A 26,182-nucleotide genomic window follows, 5' to 3' on the forward strand; every position below is an offset into this window, starting at 1 on the left:
ATTGCCGTGCCCGGCGCGTCGGAGCGCATAGGCTCCACGCCCCCATGAGCTTCGACGACATTTCCATCGAGTCCGCCCGCATCACCTTCTGGGGTTCGCGCACCGCGTTGGAGGTCCGTAGCCCCCTTCCTGGCGTCCTCCGGCTGCGCCACCTCCCGAGCCTCGGCCACCGGGAGCTCGGTCCTCGCGAGCTGCCGCCCAAGCAGTCCTGGGCCGTCGTGGAGCACCGGGAGCTGCCACTCTCCTTCCGCCGCGAGGAGGAGGGCCGGGTCGCCGTGGTGGGCACGGAGGAGCTGTCCCTGGAGGTGCGGCTCGCCCAGGGCACCTGGCGCCTGCTCGACGCCTCCGGCCGGGAAATCACCCGGTGCGAGGGCTTCTCCGGTGAGGCGATGACGGACTACCCCGTGACGCGCTTCCGCTCGAGGATTTCCCTGCACTCCCCGCCGGACGAGGCCTGGCTGGGCTTCGGCGAGAAGGTCGGGGCGCTCGACAAGCGCGGCATGCACTTCGTCTTCTGGAACACGGACGTGGTGCCGCACCACCCGGACACGGATCCGCTCTACCAGTCCATTCCCTTCAGCCTCGGCCTGCGGGACGGGGTCGCCTGGGGCTTCTTCCTCGACGAGTCGTGGCGGATGGAGGTGGACGTGGCGTCCGAGGACCGCTCGCGCGTGCGGTGGGAGTCCACCGGGCCCGAGCTGGACACCTACCTCTTCGCCGGACCCATGCCCGCGGACGTGGTGCGGCGCTACACCGCCCTCACCGGACGCCCGCCGCTCCCTCCGCTGTGGAGCCTGGGCGCGCAGCAGTCCCGCTGGGGCTACGAGAACGCGGAGGAGATCCGCTCCGTCATTCACGGCTACCGGACCCGGAAGCTCCCGCTGGACTGCGTGTACCTCGATATCGACTACATGGAGGGCTACAAGGTCTGGACGTGGGACCGTACGCGCTACCCGAATCCGGCGGGGCTCGCGAGCGAGGCGGCCTCGCACGGCGTGCGGCTGGTCACCATCATCGACCCCGGGGTGAAGGCCGAGCCCGGCTACCCCGTCTACGACGAGGCGCTCGCGGGGGACTACCTGGTGCGCAACGATCGGGGCAACGTGCTGCTCGGCGAGGTCTGGCCGAAGCCCGCCACCTTCCCGGACTTCACGCGCGAGCCGGTGCGCAAGTGGTGGGGCCAGCAGCACCGGGGCTTCGTGGAGGCGGGCATCGCCGGCTTCTGGAACGACATGAACGAGCCGGCCTGCTTCCGCCTCATCAACGGCCAGGAGACCTTCTCCATCATCTCGGCGCCCGCGACGGACATGGGCAAGGTGGAAGGGCCCACGCTGCCGCACGACGCGCGGCATGGCGACAAGCGCCACCTCGAGGTGCACAACGTGTACGCGCTCGGCATGGCCCGGGCGGCGTTCGAGGGGCTGCGTGAGCTCGCACCGGAGCGGCGGCCCTTCATCCTGACGCGGGCGGGCTTCGCGGGCATCCAGCGCTACTCCGCGGTGTGGACGGGAGACAACTCCAGCTACTGGTCCCACCTGGAGCTGTCCATCTCCATGCTGCTGGGCCTGGGGCTGTCCGGCGTCTCCTTCGCGGGCTCGGACGTGCCCGGCTTCATGGGGCGCGCGACCGGGGAGATGCTCGTGCGCTGGACGCAGCTCGGCGTCTTCTACCCGCTGCTGCGCAACCACTCCGCCAAGGGCACTCCGTTCCAGGAGCCCTGGCGCTTCGGCGAGCCCTACCTGTCCCTCACCCGCGAGTGGCTCGAGCGGCGCTACCGGCTGCTGCCCACGCTCTACACGCTCATGCACGAGTCCTCGCAGGAGGGCCTGCCCGCGCTGCGCCCGCTCGTCATGTACGCGCCGGGGGACGCGGAGGCGCTGCGCATGGACGACGCGTTCCTGTTCGGCAAGGACCTGCTCGTGGCCCCCGTGGTGCGCCAGGCCCGCACGCGGCGGCATGCGTACCTGCCCGAGGGCCGGTGGCTGCCCTTCTCCGACTTCGGGCAGTCGGGAGAGGCCGTCGAGGGACGGCAGCATGTGCTCGCCGAGGCGCCACTGGGCACGGTGCCCATGTGGCTGCGAGCCGGTGGCGCGCTGGCCCTCACCGAGCCCGCGCTGCACACCACCTCGGCCAACTGGGCGCGCCTCACCTGGCACATCCACGCGGCGCCCCGGGTGGAGGCACGCCTGTACGAGGACGCGGGCGACGGCTACGGCGCATCGCGGCTCACCCGGCTGAGCGGTGAATGGGCGGGAGACCGCTTCGTGCTCGAGCGGAGCACGGAGGGCGAGCTGCCCCTGGCTCGCGAGACGGAGACGCTGTGCGTGTACGCCCTGTCCACGCCACGCGAGGTGCTCGGCGCGCGGGAGTACCGCTTCGAGGACGGCGTGCTCCTGCTGGAGGTGGAGGCGGGGTGGAGCCGGGTGGAGGTCCGGCTCTAATCCTCCTCAGGGCAGATACTCCCTCTCCCGAAGGGAGAGGGGAAATGGCCGCGGTTGTCAGCTCCTGTTCCCAGGACCCGGTGCTACCTGCTGCCTGCTACCACTTGCCCTGCCTGTTCATACGGCCCAGCTTCTGGGACAACTCCTTGAGCTTCTGCTCGGGCTTGCCCCTCCCGGACAGCACCGCGTGCACGGCGTTGCGGAACTCGGCGCTCACCCGGCTGTACTTGCTGCCCGTCACTTTCGCCGGACGCGCCACCGCGTTGGTGAAGGTGTCCAGCAGGGTGCCAAAGAACGGGTTGGCCTCGAGCACCTCCTTGTCCTTGTAGAGGCTCACGATGGTGGGGTTGAAGGAGCCGAGGATGGCGCGGCGCTTCTGCTCCTCGGCGCTCGTGAGGTACTTCACCAGGTCCGCGGCGATGGCGGGGTGCTTGGAGTACTTCGACACCGCGAGCTGCCAGCCACCCAGCGTCCCCGTGGACTTGCCGTCCGCGCCGCCCTTGGGCAGGGCCACCACCGCCACCTTGCCCTTCACCGGGCTGTCCGGCGCGTTGGCCAGCGCCCACGCATACGGCCAGTTGCGCATGAACACCGCGTTGCCCGACTGGAAGACGCCGCGCGCGCCCTCTTCCTCGTAGTTGAGCACTCCCGCCGGCGAGATGGTGTTGATCCACGAGGCCGCCGTCTTCAGCGCCTCCACCGCCTTGGGGTTGTCGATGGTGACCTTGCCATCCTCCCCGATGATGCTGCCGCCGCCGAAGGAGTCGATCCACTCCAACGCGTTGCAGGTCAGGGTCTCGGCCGCCTTGGCCTCGAAGACGTAGCCCACCATCTTCGCGTTGCCTGCCTTGCGCTCGGCGTCCTGCACCGCCTTGGCCACCGTGGTCAATTCCTGCCAGGTGGTGGGCACCTTCTGGCCGTGCTTCTCGAGGAGATCCTTGCGGTAGTACAGCACGCCCGCGTCGGTGAACCATGGCATCGCCACGAGCTTTCCATCCACCGTGTTGTTCTGCACGATGGCGGGAAAGTGTTGCTTCACCACGTCCTCGGGGATGTATGGCTTCAAGTCGATGAAGTGGTTGCCGAGGATGCCGGGCCAGACGATGTCCACCCGGTAGATGTCGACGTCGGTCGACCCCGCGGCGAGCTGCTGCTGCATCACCGTGAGCTGCTCGCTGGCGTCCGTGGAGCCGCTGACCAGCTTGATTTCATGACCGTTCTTCTTGGCCCAGGCCTCCGCGCCCTGCTTGCAGAGCTCGAACTCCTTACCCACGGTTCCACAGGAGATGGCGACCGTCTCCGCGGCGGCCAGGGTCGGGACGAACAGGGTGGTGGCGACGCTCATCGCCATCAGCACATGACGCATTTGGATTTGCCTCCTAGGGGGGTAGGGCGCAACGTGCGGAAGCATCCCTGACTTCCGGGTCAATTCCAACAGAATCGGTGTCAGGCGTCCGTCCCGGTGGTGCTCGTTTGATGCCGTGCGTCATCGCGCCAGAATGAAAGAGGCTGCCCACCAGGAGGGTAGGCAGCCTCGCGCGGAAGAACCGGAGGGTTCGGCCTACCAGTTGTTGCCGCCGCCGTTCACGAGGGTGAAGCCACCATTGCTCTGGTTGACGACCTTTCCACTGGGGGCGTTGTTCACCGTCACGTCGGTGAAGGTGCCGCTGCCCCTGGCGGTGGACAGGATCTGGATGCCGTAGGTCGTGGGGTTGGAGATGGTGATGTTCTGGAAGGAGACGTTGGTGAAGACGCCCCCGTTGTTGCTCTGGATGCTGATGCCCTGGTAGGTCGGATCGATGATGTCGACGTTCCTGACCGTGATTCCGTTGGTCGGGTTCATGTCGGCGCGCAGCCAGATGGAGCCGAACTGCTGCCCGCCCCAGTAGGTGCCACCCGTCCGGACGAGCGTCAGGCCATCGACCGTCGCGGACTGCATGGGATAGGGCTGGAACTCGGAGCTGAGGGTCAGACCGGGATAGGTCAGGGTGTCATAGGCGATGCTGTTCTCGATGCGATTGCCCGTGCCGCCGTAGATGGCGAAGCCCGCGGCGCGCCAGGTGATCTGCACGGTGCAGTTGCGGATGACGTTGTTGGTGGCCGGGTAGGGGTAGAGGTCGGTCGCGGACCAGATGGCGAAGGCGTCGTCGCCGGTGTTCCGGGCGTGGGAGTTCTCGACCACGCTGTCCCGGGTGCCGTTGCAGAGGTTGACGGCGTCCGCGCCGGTGTTGCGGAAGCGCACGTTGCTGATGCGCAGGTTCGTCGACTCGGCGTTGCCTCCGACCCAGTAGCCGCACTGGACGTGCTCGACCCACATGTTCTCGATGACCGTGTTCTTGAAGGCCGAGTTCACCCAGGCCTTGCCGCCCTGGGTGCGCAGACCGTCGGTGTTGCCGAAGATGGCGAAGTCCCGGAACTGCGCGCCGTCACCGGTGATGATGAAGCCCGTCTGACCCCAGCCCGGGTCCTCCGCCAGGCTGGCGTTGTAGAGCCGGGTGTACCAGATGCCCGCGCCCTGGATGGGGATGCCCTTGACCTGGTACTTGTTGGTCTGGTCGAAGACGCCCGGCGGGAAGTAGACGCCCTTGTACTGCCCGGCCATGGCCGCCCAGATGGCCTGATTGATGGCGTTGTCGTCGGAGATGCCATCGTTGGGCACGGCGGGCGCCCATCCGTGCCCGGGCTCCGTGATGTCGATGTAGCCGGCGGGCTTCGCGATGGGGGGACCGACGAGCTCGAGGTCGATGAAGTCGATGGCGTAGTACGCGGCGGTGTCGCCCGAGTCCTTCTGCAGGCGGACGGTGGCGCCAGCGGGGATGGTGGTGCTCAGCAGCTTGCTGGCCTCGTCGTAGATGCGCCGGGGGGCGCCGCCCGAGGGGCTGTTGGTCTGGGTGTCATCACCGCCGTAGATCCACGCCTCCTTGGAGGAGAGGGTGAGCGTGGTGAGCTTGCTGCCATTGACGTAGAGGCTCAGCGTCGCCGTGATGCCGCCGCCGCCGGGCGCGTCGGGGATGCTGTTGCGGACGACGATGGCGTTGGCGACCGCGGTGGTGGTCCACTGCACGTAGTGGCCGGTCGCGCTGAGCACGACCGCCTTGCGGCCGGAGGCCTCGCCAGGAATGGTGCCGAGCGCGCGGCTGGGGCCCTGGACCTGGGCGTTGGTCGTCCCGTTCTCGGCCTCGTACTCGATCCACGGCACGTTGGCGCCGCGGCCGACATGGAAGCTCGAGGCGGAGGTGTTGTTGCCCTCCACGGCCTCGGAGATGGCGTTGGCGGGGTCGACGGTCGCGAGCAGGGTGTGGTTGCCGTTGGTGGCCGTCCAGGTGCCGCTCAGTGCGACGACGGAGGTCGCGCCCGCGGCGATGGCCGAGGTGGAGACGCCGTTGAGGGTCGTCGTACCATCGATGACCAGCTTCACTGCGGCGGCGCTACTGGTCGCATCGAGGCCCTGGTTGGCGAGGGTCACCAGGAAGTTGACCGGGGCGCCAGCGGCGGGGGTGTTCGGGCTCCAGGAGATGCCCCGGACGACCAGGTCCGGACCGGGGAGCTGCGTCACCGTGATGTTCTTGGTGTAGCCGTTGTTGCTGTCGTTGAGCTCGGCGATGGCGTTGTCCGGGTCCACGAGGGCGGTGATCGCATACGTGCCGTTGGCGCTGGACCAGGCGGCATTGGCCGTCAGGGTCGCGCTCGCACCGGCCGCGATGGAGGTCGTGGGGGTCGCGGTAGCGATCTCCTGGTTGTTGACGCGGAAGGAGACCTTGTGGACGCCGCTCGGGCTCGCGGCGGTGCCGTTGTTCTTGACGACGGCCTCGAGGGTGATGGCCTCGCCCTCCCGCGGAGGATTGTGGGCCGCGGTCCACTGGATGTCGGTCACGAGCAGGTCGGCCTTCTTCACGGTCGAAGGGGCGACGGTGATGAAGTCCAGGTTGATGTTCGCGCCATCCCCGGCGTCGTACTGGTAGGTCACCTGATTGCCGCCCGCATTCAGATAGAAGGTCTCGGCCTTGTTGGCCCAGGTGTCCCAGTTGCCGGTCGTGGGCAGGGCGCTCTGCACCAGGCGCGTGCCATTCACGTAGACGGAGATGTTGGAATCCGCGAAGCCGTTGCCGTAGCGCAGGCTCACGTCATACCAGCCAGCGCTCGCCACGGAGACGTTGAAGCGGGTGCTCGCCCCCTGGGTCCAGTAGCCCTCCACGAAGCCCGAGCCGCTGTAGTTGGCGTGGTTGGTGGTCACCGCCGCGCCGCCGCTCAGGGTCGCGGACTCCGCCTCGTATTTGTTGCCGCCCGTGCTCGCCGAGTACGTGGCGGTGAGGGTCGCAGCCGCCGAGCCCATGGTGTACGTGGTCGAGGCCGCGTAGATGTTGCCGAAGCTCGAGGCGACCCCGCCCGTCCAGGAATTGAAGACCTGACCCGCGGGTGCGGCGTTGGCCGCGATGTTCACGACCGTGCCGGCCGCGTAGGAGCCGCTTCCCGTGCCGCCGTTGACGGTCAGGGCATAGGTCGCCGTTCCGCCGGACGGCGTTCCGAAAATCTGGAGCTCGGCGACCTGCGCGCCCGGGGCGCCACTGTTCGAGGCGAACTGGAGCCGGAGCTCGCTCACGGTGGCTGTCAGGGGAATGGTCACCTGATTGCCCGTCGCGGGGTTGAAGGTGTAGGTCGCCGCGGCCACCAGGGTGGAGAAGGTGCTCGTGCTCGCGTTGTGTCCCAGCACCGTGAAGTTCTGGGTTCGGGTGCCCCAGATGCTGTCCGGGTTGAGCTGCACCACGACCGAGCTGATGTTGTGGTTGCCGCCGAGGTTCACCGTCAGCGTGTTGGGATAGGCGTTGGGTGCCCCTTCCCAGTAGGTGCTCCTGTTGCCGTCGTTCGCGTTCGTCGCGGCGTAGACCTGCGTATACGAAGAGGCCGTGATGCTCTTGCCGAGCGCGACGTTCTGGTCCACCGCGGATGCCACGACACCCGGGTCTTCCGCCGGTACGGGCGGCTGGGCCCCGCAGGCGCTGATGAGCATCTGGAGCGCCAGCAGCGCGGCGCTTCGTGCTCGGGTCCAAACCAGCGTGTTCCTGTTTCTCACTCCTGCCTCCTGTTGATGAAGCGGTTCGAGCCAAGAGCCGCGTGACGGTTCAATCGGGTCACATGTCTCTTGAACGGGCACAGCCCGGCCACCCAGAGGGGGCAGTCGGGCCTGGTGGGGTGGATGAACCTGAAAGGGAGCGTGGCGCAGGGCGTCGAACCTGCCCGGCGACGAGCGACCCACGCTCCGTCATTCCTCGGTGTGAATGACGGCCGTGACGTTTGTCATAAGGCCATGAAATCCGTCAAGAAGAGAAAATCCAGATATCCCCCGGATGGGGGATGTGGCTCCTGTGTTGACGTGAAGAAGTGAACAGGTGCTGTGCATCCCAAGAGGAAAGGGCCTGTCCTGGCGGTCTCCGAGAAGACGATGGGCGGTCAAAGGCAATCATGCTGCCGTGGGCGTGAGGGCCTCGTATTCGCCTGGCGGCATCATCCTGGTTTCCGTCTCATTGGATGTGTATGTCTTCACCCGGGGCTTCGCACCCTGACTCCTGGTTCATTGGGGCTCCTCTGTCCGTGCGAGGGCGGGGGCGCGAGTGGGCGAGCTCCGGAAATGTTCCGCGCCGCGGGGTGTTGGGGGCCCGCCGTTTCCGTCCTCCGGGCCCGGGCTCCTCCGGGTCGAAAGCGAGTCCTTCATGTCCTGTCGTTCCCGCGCCTCTCTGTTCGCCGCGCTCGCCCTCCTGTCCGGGCCCGCCGCCCGCGCCAATGCGCCCTCCCCGGACGGAGCGAGCTGGTGGAAGCACGTGGAGTTCCTCGCCAGTGATGCGCTGAAGGGGCGTGAGACGGGGAGCGAGGGCTACCAGAAGGCCGCTGCCTATGTCGCCGAGCAGCTCGCCGCCGCTGGGGTGAAGCCGGGGGCTGGCGAGGGCTACCTCCAGGAGGTGTCCCTGGTGTCGCGCCGGCTGGTGGAGGAGCGCTCGCGCCTGGCGCTGGTTCGGGGCGGCAAGGAGACGCCGCTCGTCCTGGGCGAGGACGCCATCATCTCCTCCCGCATGGGCGAGCCGGGCACGGTCGACGCGCCCCTGGTGTTCGTGGGCTACGGGCTCTCCATCCCCGAGGCGGGGCACGATGACCTCGCGGGCGTGGAGCTCCAGGGGAAGATCGCGGTCGTCCTCCAGGGCGGGCCCGAGAAGATCTCCGGCGCGCTGCGCGCCCACCATGGCTCCTCGAGCGAGCGGGTGAAGGCGCTGAAGAAGGCGGGGGCGGTGGGCATCGTTCACGTGCAGAACCCCAAGCTCGTGGAGGTCCCCTGGGAGCGCGTGGCTGGGGCGCGCAAGATGCCCTCGATGATGTTCGCCGACTCCGCCCTCAACGATGATCAGGGATTGAAGGTGGGCGTCGTCATCAACACGGCGCGCGCCCAGAAGCTGTTCGCGGGCGCTCCGCACTCCTTCGAATCCCTGGTCGCCCTGGCCAACGCGGACAAGCCGCTGCCGAAGTTCGAGCTGCCCGCGCGCCTGAAGGCCACGGTCGCCTTCGAGACCGCGCCGGTGAAGTCCGCCAACGTGGTGGGTGTGCTGCCGGGGAGCGATCCCCAGCTCGCGGGCGAGTACGTGGTCCTCTCCGCGCACCTGGACCACGTGGGCGTGGGAGCGCCGGTGAAGGGGGACCGCATCTACAACGGCGCCATGGACAACGCCTCGGGCGTGGCGGCGGTGCTCGAGGTGGCGCGGGCGCTCCAGGCCTCGGAGACGAAGCCGAAGCGCTCGGTGCTCTTCGCCCTGGTGACGGGCGAGGAGAAGGGACTGCTGGGCGCGAAGTACTTCGCGGCCCGTCCCACCGTGCCGGCGCGCGGGCTGGTGGCGGACCTCAACCTGGACATGTTCCTGCCCCTCATGCCCCTCACCCACGTGGTGGCGTATGGGCAGGAGGAGTCCACCCTGGGCGAGACGCTGAAGCAGGTGGCGGGAGCGCATGGCGTGAAGGTGCAGCCGGACCCGCAGCCCAACCGCATGGGCTTCGTGCGCAGCGACCAGTACGCCTTCATCCGCGAGGGCGTGCCGGCCATGGCCTTCAAGTTCGGCTTCGAGCCGGGCTCCAAGGAGGAGCAGCTCCAGAAGCAGTGGTACCGCGAGCGCTACCACGCGCCATCGGATGACCTCGCCCAGCCGGTGAACAAGGAGGGCGCGGCGAAGTTCGTCCGGATGCTCGCCGACCTCGCCCGCACCGTGGCGGACGCCCCCGAGCGCCCGCGCTGGAACGAGAGCAGCTTCTTCCGCCGGTTCGCCGCGACGGCGGAGCAGGGCGGCGCGGGCTCGCGGCCGTAGCCCCGAGCGCCGTGCCTGTGACAGTCGTGATGGAGGGGAGCCTCGGCTCCCCGTGCGCCGGAAAATGGTCTCGCGTGGTCCCGGAATTACAGAATCAGTTTGAAAAAGCCGCTCATTGTGTAATGTGCCGCGTGCGCTCGCGTATCCGAGCCGGCGGACGAGCGGCATTCATCCGGGAGAGGGGAGACTCATGAGCAGGACGATTCGGTTGTCTTTGTTGATGGCGGGCGTGGTGACCGTTTCGAGCGGGTGTGGTGGCGCGGAAGCGCCGGCCGCAGGGGTGGTGGGGTCCTCCGAGGCGCAGGCGCTCAGCTCCGCCTACTGGACCAGGAACGCGAACATGTATGACGCGCGCAACCTGCACACGGCGACGTTGCTCGAGTCGGGCCTGGTGCTGGTGGCGGGCGGCACGACGGGCTCGGGCGTCATCTCCCGGAGCGCCGAGCTGTACAACCCCTACACGGATTCGTGGAGCTCCACGGGCTCCCTGAACGCGCCGCACCAGAACTTCAGCGCCGTGCGGCTCGACTCGGGCCTGGTGCTGGCGACGGGTGGCCAGGATGGGAGCGGTGCTCCCTACTCCAGCGCCGCGGAGCTGTACGACCCGGACACCGGCAGGTGGAGCCTCACGGCCAACATGGGGGTGCCGCGCGCCTTCCACACCTCCACGCTGCTCGGCTCGGGCAAGGTGCTGGTGACGGGCGGCATGACGCCGGTCGGGGACGCGTCCCGCAGCACGGAGCTGTATGACCCGGCCACCGGCACGTGGACGCCCGCGGGCTCCATGTCCACCGAGCGCTTCTTCCATGCCGCGACGCAGCTCTACTCGGGCGAGGTGATGCTGACGGGCGGGCTGCCCCTCATGTCCAACCAGGTGGACGTGTACAACCCGGCCACCAACACGTGGCGCCAGGTGCAGCCCCTTCCCACCCTGCGCCAGTCCCACACCGCGACACGGCTCTACTCGGGTTACGTGATGGTGGTGGGCGGCCAGGATGTCAGCAACAACGTGCTGAGCTCGGTGGACGTGTACGACCCGTACAACGACCAGTGGTTCTCCGCCCCGCCGATGAACCGGCCGCGCCGGGGCCACACCGCGACCCTGCTCTACTCGGGCGCGTTGATGGTGACGGGCGGATCCGACGAGTCCGGTCCCCTGGCCAGCACCGAGGTGTATGACCCGCAGTACAACCGGTGGTTCCTGATCGACTACATGCCCCAGGCGCGCATCGGTCATACCGCCACGCTGCTGGATACGGGGGAGGTGGTGGTGACGGGCGGGACGACCACCTCGGGCAACCTGCTCGCGACCACCGTGCGATTCACGCAGCAGTAGGAGCACCAGCCGCTCCCTCGTTGGCCAGCCTCGCCGCGAGCCAGGGTGCGGGTCTGCGTTCCCGGGGTGGGGTGCACAACTTCACTCCATGATCGCGACACAGGCTCTGCACGAGGCCGGCCAGCGTCTCTGGCTGGATAGCATCACCCGCGAGTTGCTCGATTCGGGTCGGTTGGAGCACTACATCACCGACCTGTTCGTCACCGGGCTCACCTCCAATCCCACCCTCTTCGACCACGCCATCCGCCGCAGCCGCGACTATGACGCCTCCATCGCCAGGGAGGCGGCGAATGGCTTGAGCCCCGAGCTGCTCTTCTTCCGGGTGGCGTTGGAGGACCTCTCGCGAGCGGCGGAGCTCTTCCTGCCCATCCACCAGCGCACCCGGGGCCAGGACGGCTGGGTGTCGTTGGAGGTCTCTCCGCTCCTGGCCTTCCAGCAGCCGGAGCTGACCGTGGAGCAGGCGACCATGCTGCACGCGGAGGCGGGTCTGCCCAACCTCTTCGTCAAGATTCCCGGGACGCCCATGGGGCTGCGCGCCATCGAGGAGGCCATCTTCGCGGGGGTCCCCGTCAACGTGACGCTCCTCTTCTCGACGGAGCAGTACCTGGCGGCCGCGGACGCGTACATGAAGGGCATCGAGCGGCGGTTGGAGGCGGGGGAGTCACCCGAGGTGCCGTCCGTGGCCTCGCTCTTCATCAGCCGGTGGGACAAGGCCGTGGCGGGCCAGGTCCCCGAGTCGCTGCGCAACCGGCTGGGCATCGCGGTGGGCGAGCGCACCTACCGGGCCTACTGCGAGCTGCGCGAGAGCGCGCGCGTCCGCCGGCTGGTGTCCGAGGGGGCCTCGATGCAGACGCTGCTGTGGGCGAGCACCGGCACGAAGGATCCCACCGCGCGGGACACCCTCTACGTGGAGGCGCTCGCCGCCGCGGACACCATCAACACGATGCCGGAGCCCACCCTGCTGGCCTTCGCGGACCACGGACGGGTGGGGCCGTTGCTGACGCGCGAGGAGTGGGAGAGCGACGAGGTGCTGGAGGAGTTCAGGACGGCCGGTGTGGAGTTGGACGGCCTGGCCACGCAGCTCCAGCGCGAGGGCGCGGACTCCTTCGTGAAGTCGTGGAACAGCCTCATGGTGTGCATCGCCGAGAAGAGCGAGGAAGTGGGGGCGGCGCACCCCGACATGTGATGAGGTCCGGCCTCCATGTCCGCACCCGCCGAGAGTGACGCCGTCCGTTTCAAGCGACTGGCCGCCGAGCGTGCCGTGGACTCCATCCAGCCGGGCATGGTGGTGGGGCTCGGCTCGGGCAGCACCTCGGCGCTCGTGGTGCGTCGGCTGGCAGCCCTGCGTGGCGAGGGACGGCTGATGGACGTGGTGGGCGTCCCCACGTCGGTGGAGACGGAGCAGCTGGCGCGCTCGTTGGGCGTGCCCCTCACCACGCTGGAAGAGCATCCGGTGTTGGACCTCACCCTCGACGGAGCGGACGAGGTGGAGCCGGAGCTGCGTCTCATCAAGGGCGGGGGCGGGGCGTTGATGCGCGAGAAGATCGTCGCCCAGGCGAGCCAGCGGGTGCTCATCGTGGTGGACGCGAGCAAGTTGTCGCCCCGGTTGGGAACGAACTGGCCGGTGCCGGTGGAGGTGTTGCCCTTCGGCTGGCGTTCGCAGGCCCTCTTCCTGGAGAAGCTGGGTGCGCGCATCACCCGGCGGGAGGGACGGGACGGCACGCCCTTTCGGACGGATCAGGGCAATCTCATCCTCGATTGTGCCTTCGGTCCCATCGAGCATCCGGAGGAACTGGCTTCGAGGCTGGATGCGCGGGCCGGCATCGTGGCGCATGGCCTGTTCATCGGCCTGACCTCCGAGTTGGTGGTGGCGGGTCCTGGGGGCGTGGAGCACCGCCGACCGACTTGAGCGGGCGGTCGCCGTGGCGCTCCCCTGCCTGGCTGTTCCCTCCCCTGCATCGCTTCTTCGGTACGGAGGAGCTCGACTTCGGCCGCGCCGGGAATGGCCTGTCATTCGACGCGGGGTGGATGGAGGCCCGGCTGACCACCGCGGACCCACGCCTGCTCGCCACGGCCGAGCGGTTCGCCGACTCGGCGTTGCGCGCGAGGGCCTCGGCCGGGGACTTCCCCTCCACCGTGGCCGCGCGCATCGCGGAGGCTCTCGAGTCCGGGGCGGGCGCGGAGGACATCGCCGCCCGGCTGCACATGAGCAAGCGCACACTCCAGCGCAGGCTCGAGGAGGGGGGCCTGTCCTTCCAGGAGTTGTTGGACCGGGTGCGCGCGGAGAAGGCGCGGACGCTCATCCGCGACGAGCGCCTCGAGCTGGCCGACGTGGCCTTCCGGCTGGGCTTCTCGGACGTGAGCAGCTTCAGCCGCTCGTTCCGGCGCTGGACGGGTGTGTCCCCCGGCCGCTACCGGTTGCTGAAGAAGCCTCCTCCCCTCGAGCCTTGAGGCTCACTCACTCCGGCGCAACAGCGAGGCGGCCACCCGCAGCAACTCCGAGGGCTCCAGTGGCTTGGCCACGTGAGCGTCGAAGCCCGCGAGCCGGGCCGCGTACTGGTCCTCCTCCCGGGCGTACGCGGTGAGTGCCAAGGACCGCACCCGCCCACCCTGCTCGGGCGGTCTTCCGCGGACCTCCCGCATGAGCGCGTAGCCGTCCATCTCCGGCATGCCGATGTCGGAGATGAGGAGCTCCGGCGGCTCCTGGCCCAGGAGCTCGAGGGCCCCGGCCGCGCTGACCGCGGTGGAGACCCGGGCTCCTCCTTCCCGCAGCATCGTGGCGATCAGCTCGCGCGCGTCCGCGTCGTCGTCGACCACCAGGATGTGGCGTTCACGAAGCTCCTGCGGGTAGTCGACGGGGAGGCTCGGCGGAGGTGGGGTGGTCGCACGCACCGGCTCGGCCACGTCCGGGCGGGGAGCCTTTCGTGGCAACCGGACGATGAAGGTGGCGCCCAGGCCCTTGCCGGGGCTCTGGGCCTCGATCGTGCCGCCGTGCAGCTCCACCAGGTGGCGCACGATGGACAACCCCAGCCCCAGCCCGCCGTAGCGGCGCGTGGAGGAGGCGTCCGCCTGGCGGAACCGCTCGAAGAGGTGGGGCAGGAAGTTCGCCGCGAGCCCATCCCCGGTGTCGCTCACCTGGAGCTCCACATGCGAGGACCCCTGGGCGAGGGACACCGTCACGCGTCCCCCCTGAGGGGTGAACTTCACCGCGTTGGACACGAGGTTCCACACCACCTGCTGCAGTCGGTCCGGGTCCACCAGGAGGGGGGGCGTCTGGGGGTCCATCCGGGTCTGGAGCTGGAGGCCCTTGGCCTCGGCGGCCGGGCGCACCACGTCCAGCGCGTTCTCGATGACCCGCGTCAGGTGGGTGGGGCGCACGTCCAGTCGCAGCTTGCCACTCACGATGCGGTTGACGTCCAGCAGGTCCTCGACGAGCTGGGTCTGTGCCCGTGCGTTGCGCTCGATGGTCTCCAGGGCGCGCTCGCGTTTCTCCGGTGCCAGCTCCCACGTGCGCAGTATCTGGGTCCATCCGAGGATGGCGGTCAGCGGCGTGCGCAGCTCGTGGGAAAGCACGCCGAGGAAGTCATCCTTCAGGCGGCTGGCCTGTTCCGCGCGCTGGCGCTCCGTCTCCGCCACCTCGTACAGGCGCGCGCGCTCGAGGGCCTGGCCACACTGCTGCGCGAGCATCCGCAGGAACTGCATCTCCTCGGGGCCGCAGGTGCGTGGGTCGTTCAAGCTGAGCACGATCGCGCCGATGGGCTGGCCGTGCACCCACATGGGCAGTGTCACGGCCGCGTGGTCATTCACCTCCGGGCGCGCCGCCGCGACGTCCGGGTAGCGCTCGGACAAGGTCGCGTTGGAGCGCAGCCAGCTCTCCCTGCCCGTGCGCACCGCGTTGGTGACGGGGGTGTCCGCGTCGGGGGAGACGAGGCGATACTTGCCGATGTAGCTCTCGGGATATCCCACGTCATAGAGGACCTCGAGCAGACCATCCGCGCGCCGGCGGTAGACGGCACCCGCGTTGGCGTCCATGCCGCCCAGGGCCTCGGTGAGGATCGTCCGGGCCACGTCACCCGGGGTGAGGGCCTGGGAGAGGGCGGAGGTCGCCGACTGCAGGCGCGCGGCGCGCTCCTCGGCCCGGCGGGCCTCGGTGATGTTGTCGAGGATGGCCACCGCGGCGATGGTCTGGCCGCGCTCGTCGCGGATGGGCGCGCAGTTCACCCGGATGAAGCGGTTGTCCTTGTTGTCCTTCCCGTGCAGCCAGAGCACCTCGCCACGCACCACCTCGCCATGGCGCAGGCTGCGCGACAAGGGCAGCTCCTCGGGCGAGTACTCGGTGCCATCCAGACGGTGGTAGTGGTAGGCGGCGGCGCCCCGCTCCGTTTCCGGAGCGAAGAGGGGATGACCCGAGAGGGCCTGCACCTGGGCATTGGCGAACGTCAGCTCGCCGCGAGGTCCGGCCAGGAGGAAGCCCGAGGGCATCTGCTCGAGGACGGCGGACAGCAGCCGTTCCTTGGACATGAGCTCCGCCAGCAGGATGTTGCGCTCCTCCTCGGCGATCTTGTGCTCGGAGATGTCCGTGGTGGTGCCCACCCATTCGCGCACGGTGCCGTCCAGGTTGAACACGGGCACGGCGCGGGCCCGGACCCAGCGCCAGCTCCCATTCGCGTGCCACACGCGGCTTTCGACTTCGTAGGGCGTCTTCGTGGCGAGGCAGTTCCGCCAGACGGCCTCGACGCGCACGCGATCCTCGGGATGGATGCTCTCCATCCAGGCGGTGCCGTCCAGCCACTTGTCGAGCGTGTAGCCGGTGAAGGCCCGCCAGGAAGGGGAGTCCTCCACCGGGACGCCCTGGGCGTCGGTGGTCCAGACGGCCGCCGTCGAGGTCTGCACGAGCGAGCGGAACCGCTCCTCGCTCTCGTGCAGCGCCTTCTCGGCCTGCTCCTGTCTGTCATTGGCCCGCTCGGTGACGTCCTCGGCGACCAGGAGCCATTCCACGCGCCGCCCCGCGTCGTCCTTCACGGGCAACGCGCGCACGTGCAACTCGCGCCAGGTCCCATCCGCCCCGCGCACGCGGCAGGCGAGCTCCTCGCCGGTGGCGTGCGCGCTCGTGAAGGCGGACCCGCCCGGCTCCAGTTTCCCCTGATCGTCGGGATGGATCGGCTCCATCCATCGCCGGTCCCTCATCTGCTCGGGCGGCTGGCCCGTGAAGGCCGCCCACGAGGGAGAGGGCTCCTGCATCCTCCCCATCTCGTCCACCGCCCAGACGAGCCGGCGAGTATCCGCCAGGAGCGCACGCAAGCGGAGCGTATCCCGTGACGGAGTCGCCGGAGCGTGCATGAAGGGGTCTTCAGAAGGTGTCATCGGATGCTCACGGCTCGCCCTCCCTCGAGCCTCGGGGTGAGGGGGGTGAGCGGGCCGCCCCCATTATCACCGCAATCGCGACTCACGGTGTTCGCCCCCCCCCACGGAACATTTGCTCCGGGAGTGCGCTTCCCGTGTCAGAGGCGCGGGCCTTGCTGGAATCAGGGCGCCTGGAATATGCGCATCGACTTCGACGCCGTGGGACGTGCGAGGAAATGGTCGCTGGGCGAAGTGGCTCGCCAATCCCATCCACCCGGGCTGGGGCTCCCCGTCTCCCGACGCGTGGCTCGAGGACACCCAGCCGGGGGAGGGCGGTGGCGAGGAGCGCTCCGTGTGCTTCGCCCTGCCGGCTGCTTCCGCTGTGCCTGGAACCAGGGGGTGGTTCGTCCGTGGACCTTCACTCACCATTCCCCGGTCTTGACGTAAGGGCCCGGGCCAGCGACCGTGGAAGGGTGAGCGCGTCCTCCGTTCCGAACGCGCCCGGTTCCGGCCAGGCGACTTCTTCCGATTCCGGCGGCCCCCCGCCCCCCACCGACGAGCGGCTGCGGTTGTTGCTCTCGCACATGAACGAGGCCTTCCTCTCGCTGGATTCGCGGGGGCGGGTGCTCGACTGCAACGCGCGGGCGGTGTCGTTGCTGGGCGTGGACGCCGAGCGGCTGCGAGGTCAGGCGCCCTGGTCGGCGGTGCCGGCGCTGGCGGGCAGGACGTTGCACGAGCGGCTGTTGGCGGCACTCGAGGCACCCAGGCCCACGCGCTTCCTGGCCTCGTTGCCGCCGCGCGTGTGGCTGGAGGTGTCGGTCATCCCCGTGCGGGAGGAGCTGTGGGTGCTCGCCACCGACATCACCCAGCGCGAGGAGGCCGAGGCCCTGGTGGAGCAGACGGAGAAGCGCTTCCGGCTGTTGGGTGAGCGCTTCCAGGTCGCGCTCGACTCCGCGGAGATGGCCGTCTGGGAGACGAACCTGATCACCGGCAAGGTATTCCGCTCCGAGGGCCATGACCGGCTCTATGGCTACCCCGAGCAGCTGCCGGAATGGACGCACGAGAAGTTCCTGGCCGCGCTGCACCCGGAGGATCGCCCGGAGGTGGAGGCGCAGGTCACCGGCATCTTCTCCAATGATGTGAAGTCCTATACCTCCACCTTCCGGACCCGGTGGTCGGATGGCTCCTGGCACTGGCTGACCAGCCGAGCGCGCGTGCTGCGCGATGGGGAGGGGCGGCCCATGGTGGTGCGTGGCGCCATCCTCGACATCACCCAGTTGAAGGAGACGGAGCTGGCGCTGCAGGAAGCGGTGCGCGTGCGCGACGACTTCCTGTCGCTCGCCAGTCACGAGCTCAAGACGCCGCTCACCGGCCTGTCGCTGCAGATGCAGCTGCTGCGGCGGCTGGAGGCCGAGAATTCCTCCCTGCCGCTGGAGTCTTCCAAGGTGCGGGCGCGGTTGGAGGCCATCGACCGTTCCCTTCGGCGCCTGGGGCTGCTGGTGGACAACCTGCTGGATGTCAGCCGCATCCGGCATGGCAGGTTGGACTTCCTCTTCTCCACCGGGGACCTGTCGGCGCTGGTGTCCGAGGTGGTGGCGCGCACCGCGGACGAGGCACGGCTGGCGGGCGTGTCCCTCATCTCGCACGTCGAGCCATCGTTGGTGGGGCGCTTCGATCGGCTCCGGCTCGAGCAGGTGTTGATGAACCTGCTGTCCAACGCACTGCGCCACGGCGGAGGCAATCCGGTGGAGGTGCGGCTGGAGCGGACCCCCAAGGGGGCTCGGCTGGTGGTGCGGGACGAGGGGCCGGGCATTCCCGAGGCCGATCGCGAGCGCATCTTCGCGCGCTTCGAGCAGGTGCGCGGCGCGGCGCGCGCTGGAGGCCTGGGGCTGGGCCTCTTCATCGTGCGGCAGATCGTCGAGGGCCATCAGGGCCACGTGCACGTGGAGCCGGGGCCTGGAGGAAGGGGCGCGGCCTTCGTGGTCGAGCTTCCGCTGTGATTTTGGATGACAGCGCGGCCCTCGCGCTCATTCCCGGGGCGCCTGGTCGCTCGCTCTGTCCGTGCCGGGAATGCAGTCGCGCTGGAAAGTCAAGGCGACACCGCCTGTTGAGTGGAGTGCGATCAGCCGTCCTTCGCGGTGGGTGGGTTGCTTTCGTGCCCTCGGAACGTTTCTGATCTGTCACGGAGCTCAGGTCGTTTCACCCCAGCCCCCATGGGAGGCAGTCACGCATGCAGCTCAACATCACCTTCCGCCAGTTTGGCTCGTCCGATTCCCTCAAGGAGTACGCGAAGGAGAAGGTCGAGCGGGTGAACAAGTACCTGGATAGAGCCGGGGAGGCCCACGTGGTGCTGTCGCTCGAGCGGCACCTGCACCACGCGGAGATCACCATCCACTCCGGCTCCTGGGTGCTGCGCGGCAGGGAGAAGAGCGCGGACATGTACGCGTCCATCGATCTCGCGATGGACAAGATCGAAGCGCAGCTCCGCAAGTACAAGGAGAAGATCAAGAACCATCACGGGCGCGAGCGGGTGCACCACCGGCAGGAACTGGTGAACAACCTCAAGGTGCGCCACAAGGTCTTCGAGCTCCCCGAGGAGCTCCAGGAGGAGGCCGCCGAGGCTCCCGCCGCACAGCAGCCCGCGCCGAGCGCTCCGGCTCCCGCGGCGCCCGAGCAGCCCGCGCACCGCATCGTTCGCACCTCGGAGATCACCGTGAAGCCCATGTCGGTGGACGAGGCGGTGATGCAGATGAACCTGATGAACCAGGACTTCTACGTCTTCCAGCACACCACCACGCACGAGGTCTGCGTGGTGTACCGGCGCAAGGAGGATGGGCAGTACGGCCTCATCGGCGTGCACGCTCCGCCCAACGCGGGCTGAGGCTCAGCGCGCGCTCCGCTGCTCGCGGTGGGGCGCGTCCAATCCGTCACCGAAGGCGAGCCCATTGAGCCCCACGGGGAGCCGGCCCGGCGTGCCGATCTCCCCGAAGAGGGCGGCGGCGGCGGCCTCGGTGGCGGCGGGCTGGTAGGAGTAGACGGCCAGCACGGCCCGGGCCTCGTCTGCCTGTTCGGCGAGGTAGGGCAGTCCCATGGACACCACCAGCACCGGGCGCCCCGTGGCGGCGGCCATGGTGACGAGCTCGAGCTGGCGCGAGTTGATCATCCCCACCACCACCACGTCCGAGGCGAGCGCCAGCCGGCGGGCCCGTTGCCGCAGCACGGCGCGGCGGGCGCGCGAGGGGTAGGCGGGCACGTTCATCACCTGGGCCTCGGGCACGCGGGCGCGGATGGCCTCGCCCAGGGAGTCCTCCGCGGTGATGACGCCCAGGCGCGTCTCCTGGGAGAGGGGGAAGTGCTTGCCGTCCGCGCGCAGCAGGGTGACGGCGGCGCGGGCGATGCGGTGGGCCACCTCCTCGTGCTCCGGAGAAGGCGGGGTGGCCAGGCGCTCCTCCAGCGGGAGGAGTGGCTCGAAGAGGCCGCGGCGCACCTTGGCGGTGAGGATGCGGCGCACCGCGTCGTCCAGGCGCGCCCGGGGAATGTCCTCGCTCCAGACCGCGGCCCTCAGCGCCTCGTACACCTCCCTCTTCTTCTCCGCCCGCCAGGGGACGAGCACCATGTCCGCTCCGGCGTTCACCGCCATCACCGCGGCCCGGCCTACGCCGTAGCGCTGGGCGATGGCGTCCATCTCCAACTCGTCGGTGAGCACCAGCCCGTCGAAGCCCAGCCGCTGGCGCAGCAGCCCGTCGAGCACCTGGGGGTGGATGGTGGCCGGCATGTCGTCCCCGGTGAGGCCGGGCACCGCCACGTGGGCCGTCATCAGCCCGTCCAGCCCGTCCTGGATGACGACGCGGAAGGGCTCCATCTGCGCGAGCACCTCCTCGCGGGACTCGCTCATGACGGGCAGGGACTTGTGGCTGTCGGCGTCGGTGGCCCCATGGCCGGGGAAGTGCTTGGCCACGGTGACGAGCCCCGCGTCCTGCTGGCCCCGCACGAAGGCTCGCCCCAGCTCCGACACGAGCGGCACCGAGTCCCCATAGGAGCGGATGCCGATGACGGGGTTGCGCGGGTTGAGGTTGACGTCCAGCACCGGGGCCAGGTTCATGTTGAAGCCCAGACGTTTCAGATCTTCCCCCTGGGCGTGTCCCGCGGCGTAGGCCAACTCCGCCGAGCGGGTGGCCCCCAGCGCCATGTTGCCCGGCAGCACGACCACGCCGTCCCTCACCCGCACCACGTTGCCCCCCTCCTGGTCCAGGGCGAGGAAGGGGGGAATGCCGTTGGCCAGCAGCCGGCGCAGGCCCTCGTTGAGCCGGGCCACCTGCTCGCTGTCCTCGATGTTGCGCTTGAAGAGGCACACCCCGCCCACCCGGCGGCCGCGCACCAGCTCCTCCACGGACGCGTCCACCTCCGTGCCGGCGAAGCCCACCATCATCAACTGGCCCACCTTGTCCTCGACGGACAGGCGGGCCATGAGAGCCTCCACCCGGGCCTGGAGCGCCGGGTCCACCCGAGGGCTCGAGGGGGCGGCCGGGCCGGGGTCCGTCTCGACCTGGGCCGGCGCTCGAGGGGCGGGCAGGGCGTGCGGCCGGGATGCTTCGGGTTGTCCCTCGGTGGTGACGCAGGCCCCGAAGCACAGGACGAGCGGGACGGTGAGTGCGCGAAGGAGCCGGGGAAACACGTTGCCAGGCAGCCTAAGCGAGCCCTCCCGGCCCCTCCATCTTCCGGCCAACGAAGTTGAAGACGCCTGAAGGAGGACAGGGAGGGCAAGCGACCCTTGCGCGAAACGAGGGCCAGGAGTAATTGCCCGCGGAGGGAGCGCCACTGCGTTGGGAGCGCCAGCTTGCGAATCTCCGAGTTCCTCAGCCCCGAAGCCGTCATCGCGGACCTCCATGCCCGTGACAAACAGGAGATATTGCGCGAGATGAGTGCCGCGTTCGCCCGGGCGCACCCCTCCTTGAAGGAGGAGCGCCTGGTGGAGGTGCTGCGCGAGCGCGAGAAGCTGGGTTCCACCGGCATCGGCGAGGGGGTGGCCATCCCCCATGGGAAGCTGGCCGGGCTGACGCAGCTGGTCGCCGCCTTTGGCGTGTCGCGCCAGGGGGTGGACTTCGAGGCCATCGACGGCAAGCCCACGCACCTCTTCTTCGCCCTGGTGGCCCCGGAGAACAGCGCCGGCGTCCACCTCAAGGCTCTGGCGCGTATCTCCCGCCTCTTCAAGAATCCGCGCTTCCGCGCCTCCATCCTCGAGGCGCCCACGACAGCGGACATCCACGCCCTCATCGTTCAGGAAGACGCCCGGCCCTGATCGGCCACGTGGTAGGCTGAAGGGGATGGAACTGGTCCTTCGGCCGGTCGATGACCGGTTCTTCCATGAGCAGGTGGTGCCCTTCTTGTCGCTCGCGATGAGTGACTCGTCCCAGGCACTGGTGTCGTTGCGGGAACAACTCGCGGACGATGAGACCCGGTTGCTCTGCGAGCGGCTGCTCTCCTCCCACCAGGGCGGCGGGTTGAGTGGGGTGGAGCAGGAGCCCTGGGCGGACCTGGTGGATCGTCTGATCTTCCTGCCCTGGGGTCCGACTCCGGCGGGCTGGGCGGTGGTGGGCCAGCGCGCGGGCTACGCGGGCGACTGGGACGAGGCCCTGCACCTGGCGCTGATGCTGGAGGACCCCACCTACCCCTACGGGGATGCACGGGCCTCGCACGGGCGGCGCGAGGGCTTCCGGCTGCATCCGGGAGCGGACCTGGGGCTGGCCTCGCTGATGGGTGGCCAGTGGGAGCCCTTTCCCTCCTTCCCTCCGGACCGCGTCTTCTCCACCCAGGGGCGGGGCGAGTACGTCCCTCGCGAGCAGTACGCCTTCGCGGACTGGGCCTGGCGGCCGGCGCGCACGGTGGCGCACTGGAACGTCCACCTGGAGCGCAAGCTGCGGCGGCTGCTGGAGCGCGAGAAGGCGCGGCTCGCGCCGGTGGATCTGCCGGAGCTGGAGCAGGTGCTGGCGTACTGGCTGGGCCGGGCGCCCCAGCCCCCGGCGCTGACGGTGGCCTTCTCCGGACTGGGGCCGCGGGCGTCCTCGTGGGTACAGGAGCTCGGCGTGCTGCTGTCGCACGTGCGCCAGGCGGCTCACGAGAAGGCCGCCCTGGTGTCGCTGGTGGTCAGCGCCCGGCGGTAGGTGCCGCGGCCCCCGGGCTCTCCAGGAGGAGGGTGACGGGGCCGTCGTTGACGAGCGCCACCTTCATGTCCGCGGCGAAGACGCCGGTGCCCACCGTGAGGCCGCGGGCGCGCAGGGTGTCGCAGACGCGCTCGTAGAGGGCCTTGGCGCCCACCGGCTCCATGGCGTCGATGAAGCTGGGGCGCCGGCCCTTGCGCGCGTCCCCATAGAGGGTGAACTGGCTCACGACGATGAGCTGCCGGGAGGTGTCCTCCAGCGACAGGTTCATCTTGCCCGCGGCGTCCTCGAAGATGCGCAGGGTGGCGAGCTTCTCCGCCATCCACGTCACGTCGGCCTCGGTGTCGCCCTTGCCGACGCCGAGCAGCACCAGCAGCCCGGGCCCCATCTGGCTGACACGCTCGCCCTGCACCGTGACGGAGGCCTCGAGCACCCGCTGCACCACTGCCTTCATCTCGCTCACTCCCAGGAGAAGTCGTACACGCTGTCGAGCGGGGCCGTCTGCCTGCCGCGCACCCTCACGTTCCTCGCTCCATACTGCGTGACGAGCCCCTCCACCACGCCCTCGTGATACGGCACGGGCAGGAAGGTGCGCCGCATGATGAGCCGGCCGCTCTTCTCTCCGGGCCACTCCAACCTGCGCTCCCCATAGGAGGACGTCATCCGGTAGAGCGTCTGGACGCTGCCCGTGAGCAGCTTGATGTCCTTGCCGGCCACCAGGCGCACCGTGTTGCCCACCGCGGAGGCCATGAAGTCCGCCGTGGCCTTGCGTCCCAGGGCCCGCACCGCGTTCTCCGGGCCTCCGTACTGGCCGCTCAGCTCCCGCATCGCCACCCCTGTCAGGCGCACCAGCAGGGGGGTGGGGTAGCTGAAGAAGGGCACGAAGGTGTGCCCTTCCAGGGCCTCCTGGCAGCGCGCCACCGCCACCTCGTTCCCGAGTCCCCGGATCGAATCCAGCATGCTGGTGAAGAACAGCCCACGCACGGTGTCCTGGGGCGTGGCGAGCAGACTGCTCTCGTGCAACTCCCTTGCCCAGTCGCGGGTCGCTCCTGCCTCCATGTTGGCTTCGCGGCTCGTGCTCATGGAGAGGGGGGGGCCCGGCGATTTTTTGTGAGCGGGGCTGCGGTCGCCGGGTCCTCTGGAACCTATCCGTGGGAGACCCTTCCGGGCAAATCCTCTACCGCCTCGGGCAGATGCCCCGGAGGGGGTGAGATGACCTGCCGGAGGGGGGTGGCATAGACTGCGCGACTGAAATGACTGTTCAGCGACCTTGCCGCACCTGTGGGGGGCCATTCCCGAGGGCTTGAATGAATGTCCCCGGGACGGAACGGCCTTCGAGCTGTTGTCCTATTCAGAGGACAAGACGGTGGTGCGTGCCGCGCTCGAGTCCTCGGTGGAGGAAGCTCCTTCCTCCTCGGAGAGGGAAGAGTGGGTGTCCACCGTCCGCAAGGACATCCTGGTGGGCCAGCGCCTCGGTTCGTGTCGAGGTGTTGGCGCGATGTGTACATCGACGGGAAGCTCCGAGGACGTGCGCCGATGGGTCCCATCTCCTTGCCTTCCGGCGAGCACGAGCTCGAGCTGATCAACAATCCCAAGATCCAGGATCATCGAGCGCGGATCACCATCAACCTGGGGGAAAAGCGCGAATACCCGGCCCCATGCCAGCCCACGGGGTAGTCAGAGTCGCTCTCCCCTCCAGGAGCCGCCATTTCCATGCATCTACGTGCGCTGTCCCTTCTTCTGTTGCTCATTCCCCTGTCCACGTGGGCGGCGGAAATGCGAGGCATCCGCCTCTATGCGCGGGGCGAGTATGTCCGGGCGAGTCGCGCACTGAAGGAGGAGGTGAACAACCCCCGGCGCTCCGAGAAGGAGCGGGCCCGCGCGCGCGTCTACCTCGCCGCCTCGCTCCTGGCGCTCGAGAAGACCGACGAGGCGCGCCAGCAACTTGAGGAGCTTGCCCTGCTCTACCCGGAGCAGCGGGTGGATTCCGCCCTCTTCCCTCCGGAGTTGGTGGAATTGGAGAAGGTGGTGCGCAGCCGACTGCAAGCCGAGCGTCTGCGCGAGGAGGCCGAGCAGGCCGAGCGGGAGAGGCTCGCTGCCGCCGAGGAAGCTGAGCGGCGCAGGCGTGAGCAGGAGGCCCAGCTTCCGCCGTCCGTGGAGCCGGGGTCGGCGGGGGAACTCCAGGGCACGGCGTCCACACCCTCTCCCTCCACCATCCGGTTGCGGCCGGAGCTCACCGGCTACAGCGACGCCGCGGGAGCGCTCTCTGGCGGGAAGGTCTCCTTTGGCCTGGGCCTGGGCCTCACCGTGGGTGGCGGACCGGTGGAGGGCACCGTGCGCGCGCTGCCGGGTGGTGAGCGTTGGGCGTGGGAACTGGAGGCGGGCTACCTCTTTGGGACGGGGGCCTTCCAACCGCGAGTGGCCCTGCGGGGAACCCTGTTCCCGCGCGGCACGGTGGAGACTTCCGACGGCTCATGGGTGGGCATCGGAGGCGCGTTGGGAGGACGGCTGGCGCTCTCGCCCCAGCTCACCCTGTTGGCGGATGTCGGCGCCGAGTACCTCGTCAATGCGCCCGCCCGGTACAACGGAGGCGTGTTCGTCATCTCCGCTGGCGTGGGCTACAACCTCTTCTAGGCCAGGAGAAGAAAGTCCCGTCAGGGGCTCCCTCGGAGCCAGCGCCAGGAGGGAGGCGTCATTGACTATTCCGGGCCGGAGGTGACAGGCACATGGAGAAGGTGACGGGAACGGCGCTCGTGACGGGTGGCAATCGAGGGCTTGGGCTCGAGGTGTGCCGACAGCTCGGCCGGCGCGGCATGCGGGTGTTGCTCTCGGCCCGGGACATCGCCGGGGGCGCGAAGGCCACCGCCGCGCTGCGCTCCGAGGGCATCGACGTGAACTTCGAGCCCCTCGACGTCACGTTCCAGGAGAGCATCCTCCAGCTGACGGATCGGCTCGGGCGCCAGGACATCCGGCTCGCGGCGCTCGTCAACAACGCGGGCATCTCCATGAAGGGCTTCGACGAGCACGTCGCCGAGGGCACCCTCGCCGTGAACTTCTTCGGTGCCATGAACGTCACGGAGCACCTGCTGCCGTTGATGGAAGAGCACGGCCGCATCGTCATGGTGTCGAGCGGGATGGGGGCGCTGGAGGGACTGTCTCCCGCCATCCGCCAGCGCATCGATCCTCCCCCGTCCAGGGAGGAATTGAGCTCCCTCCTGCGCACGTTCGTCGACGATGTGCGCGGTGGCCAGTACGAGCAGAAGGGCTGGCCGGGCTCGGCCTACCGTGTCTCCAAGTTGGGACTCAACGCATTGACACGGCGGTGGGCCGAGGAGCTGAAGCCGCGTCATCTGCTCGTCAACGCCGTCTGCCCGGGCTGGGTGAAGACGCGAATGGGTGGCCCGGGGGCGCCGCGAAGCGTGGAGGAGGGCGCGGACACCGTCGTGTGGGCCGCGACACTACCCCCCGAGGGCCCCACGGGCTGTCTCTTCCGAGATCGTCGGCCCGTCCCCTGGTAGTCAGTCCCGCCGCCATGTCGGCGTGAGTGGGTGGTCTCCCCATCGA

The 26,182-nt window shown here is 69.1% G+C and carries 19 protein-coding genes; 13 read left to right on the plus strand and 6 right to left on the minus strand.

What is annotated here, in order from left to right; all coding sequences use genetic code 11:
• The first annotated feature begins 44 nt into the window (after positions 1-44).
• The gene (locus JQX13_RS23580; protein ID WP_203411176.1) at positions 45-2,441 is read left to right on the plus strand and encodes a glycoside hydrolase family 31 protein; all 2,397 of its coding nucleotides are present in this window, start codon (positions 45-47) and stop codon (positions 2,439-2,441) included.
• Between the two features lie 97 nt (positions 2,442-2,538).
• Here the strand turns inward: JQX13_RS23580 and JQX13_RS23585 are convergent, their stop codons facing one another.
• Both JQX13_RS23585 and JQX13_RS23590 read right to left on the minus strand, forming a co-directional pair.
• On the minus strand, positions 2,539-3,807 hold the full coding sequence (locus tag JQX13_RS23585; protein WP_203411177.1) for an ABC transporter substrate-binding protein: 1,269 nt from the start codon (positions 3,805-3,807) through the stop codon (positions 2,539-2,541).
• Between the two features lie 195 nt (positions 3,808-4,002).
• A complete protein-coding gene (locus JQX13_RS23590) occupies positions 4,003-7,512 on the minus strand; it encodes a CARDB domain-containing protein (RefSeq protein WP_239015086.1) in 3,510 nt (1,169 codons plus the stop codon).
• A gap of 637 nt (positions 7,513-8,149) precedes the next feature.
• Between JQX13_RS23590 and JQX13_RS23595 the strand changes: the two genes are divergently transcribed.
• The 5 genes from JQX13_RS23595 to JQX13_RS23615 all read left to right on the plus strand — a co-directional run bounded on the left by JQX13_RS23595 (position 8,150) and on the right by JQX13_RS23615 (position 13,568).
• Complete coding sequence (locus JQX13_RS23595) at positions 8,150-9,781, plus strand: M28 family metallopeptidase (protein WP_203411178.1); 1,632 nt, start codon at positions 8,150-8,152, stop codon at positions 9,779-9,781.
• A gap of 190 nt (positions 9,782-9,971) precedes the next feature.
• Entirely contained in the window at positions 9,972-11,117 is a 1,146-nt protein-coding gene (locus JQX13_RS23600; protein WP_203411179.1) for a Kelch repeat-containing protein, read from the plus strand.
• A gap of 88 nt (positions 11,118-11,205) precedes the next feature.
• On the plus strand, positions 11,206-12,303 hold the full coding sequence (tal, locus tag JQX13_RS23605) for a transaldolase (protein ID WP_203411180.1): 1,098 nt from the start codon (positions 11,206-11,208) through the stop codon (positions 12,301-12,303).
• 15 nt (positions 12,304-12,318) lie between these two features.
• Entirely contained in the window at positions 12,319-13,026 is a 708-nt protein-coding gene (gene rpiA / locus JQX13_RS23610; protein WP_203411181.1) for a ribose-5-phosphate isomerase RpiA, read from the plus strand.
• Complete coding sequence (locus tag JQX13_RS23615; RefSeq protein ID WP_203411182.1) at positions 13,023-13,568, plus strand: helix-turn-helix transcriptional regulator; 546 nt, start codon at positions 13,023-13,025, stop codon at positions 13,566-13,568. Before rpiA ends, JQX13_RS23615 begins: the two co-directional genes overlap by 4 nt.
• A gap of 3 nt (positions 13,569-13,571) precedes the next feature.
• On the opposite strand, the gene JQX13_RS23620 is transcribed toward JQX13_RS23615, so the two are convergent.
• Positions 13,572-16,418: a PAS domain S-box protein gene (locus JQX13_RS23620; protein WP_203411183.1), complete on the minus strand. Its 2,847-nt coding sequence runs from the start codon at positions 16,416-16,418 to the stop codon at positions 13,572-13,574.
• A 515-nt stretch (positions 16,419-16,933) separates the two neighbouring features.
• Here JQX13_RS23620 and JQX13_RS23625 point away from each other — a divergent pair.
• Entirely contained in the window at positions 16,934-18,460 is a 1,527-nt protein-coding gene (locus JQX13_RS23625) for a PAS domain-containing sensor histidine kinase (RefSeq protein ID WP_343211128.1), read from the plus strand.
• A 230-nt stretch (positions 18,461-18,690) separates the two neighbouring features.
• The gene (gene hpf / locus JQX13_RS23630; protein WP_203411184.1) at positions 18,691-19,341 is read left to right on the plus strand and encodes a ribosome hibernation-promoting factor, HPF/YfiA family; all 651 of its coding nucleotides are present in this window, start codon (positions 18,691-18,693) and stop codon (positions 19,339-19,341) included.
• 3 nt (positions 19,342-19,344) lie between these two features.
• Here hpf and nagZ read toward each other — a convergent pair whose 3' ends face one another.
• Positions 19,345-21,135 carry a beta-N-acetylhexosaminidase gene (gene nagZ, locus JQX13_RS23635; RefSeq protein WP_239015087.1) on the minus strand — a complete coding sequence of 597 codons (1,791 nt, stop codon included), beginning with the start codon at positions 21,133-21,135 and terminating at the stop codon, positions 19,345-19,347.
• A gap of 162 nt (positions 21,136-21,297) precedes the next feature.
• Here nagZ and JQX13_RS23640 point away from each other — a divergent pair, with 162 nt between their 5' ends.
• Positions 21,298-21,759, plus strand: coding sequence for a PTS sugar transporter subunit IIA (locus tag JQX13_RS23640; RefSeq protein WP_203411185.1), 462 nt, complete (start codon positions 21,298-21,300; stop codon positions 21,757-21,759).
• A gap of 25 nt (positions 21,760-21,784) precedes the next feature.
• On the plus strand, positions 21,785-22,621 hold the full coding sequence (locus tag JQX13_RS23645; protein ID WP_203411186.1) for a hypothetical protein: 837 nt from the start codon (positions 21,785-21,787) through the stop codon (positions 22,619-22,621).
• Here JQX13_RS23645 and dtd read toward each other — a convergent pair.
• The gene (dtd, locus tag JQX13_RS23650; protein ID WP_203411187.1) at positions 22,605-23,072 is read right to left on the minus strand and encodes a D-aminoacyl-tRNA deacylase; all 468 of its coding nucleotides are present in this window, start codon (positions 23,070-23,072) and stop codon (positions 22,605-22,607) included. The genes JQX13_RS23645 and dtd overlap by 17 nt on opposite strands.
• Before the next feature lie 5 nt (positions 23,073-23,077).
• A complete protein-coding gene (locus JQX13_RS23655) occupies positions 23,078-23,677 on the minus strand; it encodes a TIGR02265 family protein (protein ID WP_203411188.1) in 600 nt (199 codons plus the stop codon).
• A gap of 477 nt (positions 23,678-24,154) precedes the next feature.
• Between JQX13_RS23655 and JQX13_RS23660 the strand changes: the two genes are divergently transcribed.
• The 3 genes from JQX13_RS23660 (at position 24,155) to JQX13_RS23670 (ending at position 26,136) form a co-directional block, all read left to right on the plus strand.
• On the plus strand, positions 24,155-24,295 hold the full coding sequence (locus JQX13_RS23660; protein ID WP_203411189.1) for a hypothetical protein: 141 nt from the start codon (positions 24,155-24,157) through the stop codon (positions 24,293-24,295).
• 36 nt (positions 24,296-24,331) lie between these two features.
• Positions 24,332-25,252: a tetratricopeptide repeat protein gene (locus JQX13_RS23665; protein ID WP_203411190.1), complete on the plus strand. Its 921-nt coding sequence runs from the start codon at positions 24,332-24,334 to the stop codon at positions 25,250-25,252.
• 92 nt (positions 25,253-25,344) lie between these two features.
• A complete protein-coding gene (locus JQX13_RS23670) occupies positions 25,345-26,136 on the plus strand; it encodes an SDR family oxidoreductase (RefSeq protein WP_203411191.1) in 792 nt (263 codons plus the stop codon).
• Positions 26,137-26,182: the final 46 nt, after the last annotated feature.

The organism is Archangium violaceum (assembly GCF_016859125.1).
GTDB lineage: Bacteria > Myxococcota > Myxococcia > Myxococcales > Myxococcaceae > Archangium > Archangium violaceum_A.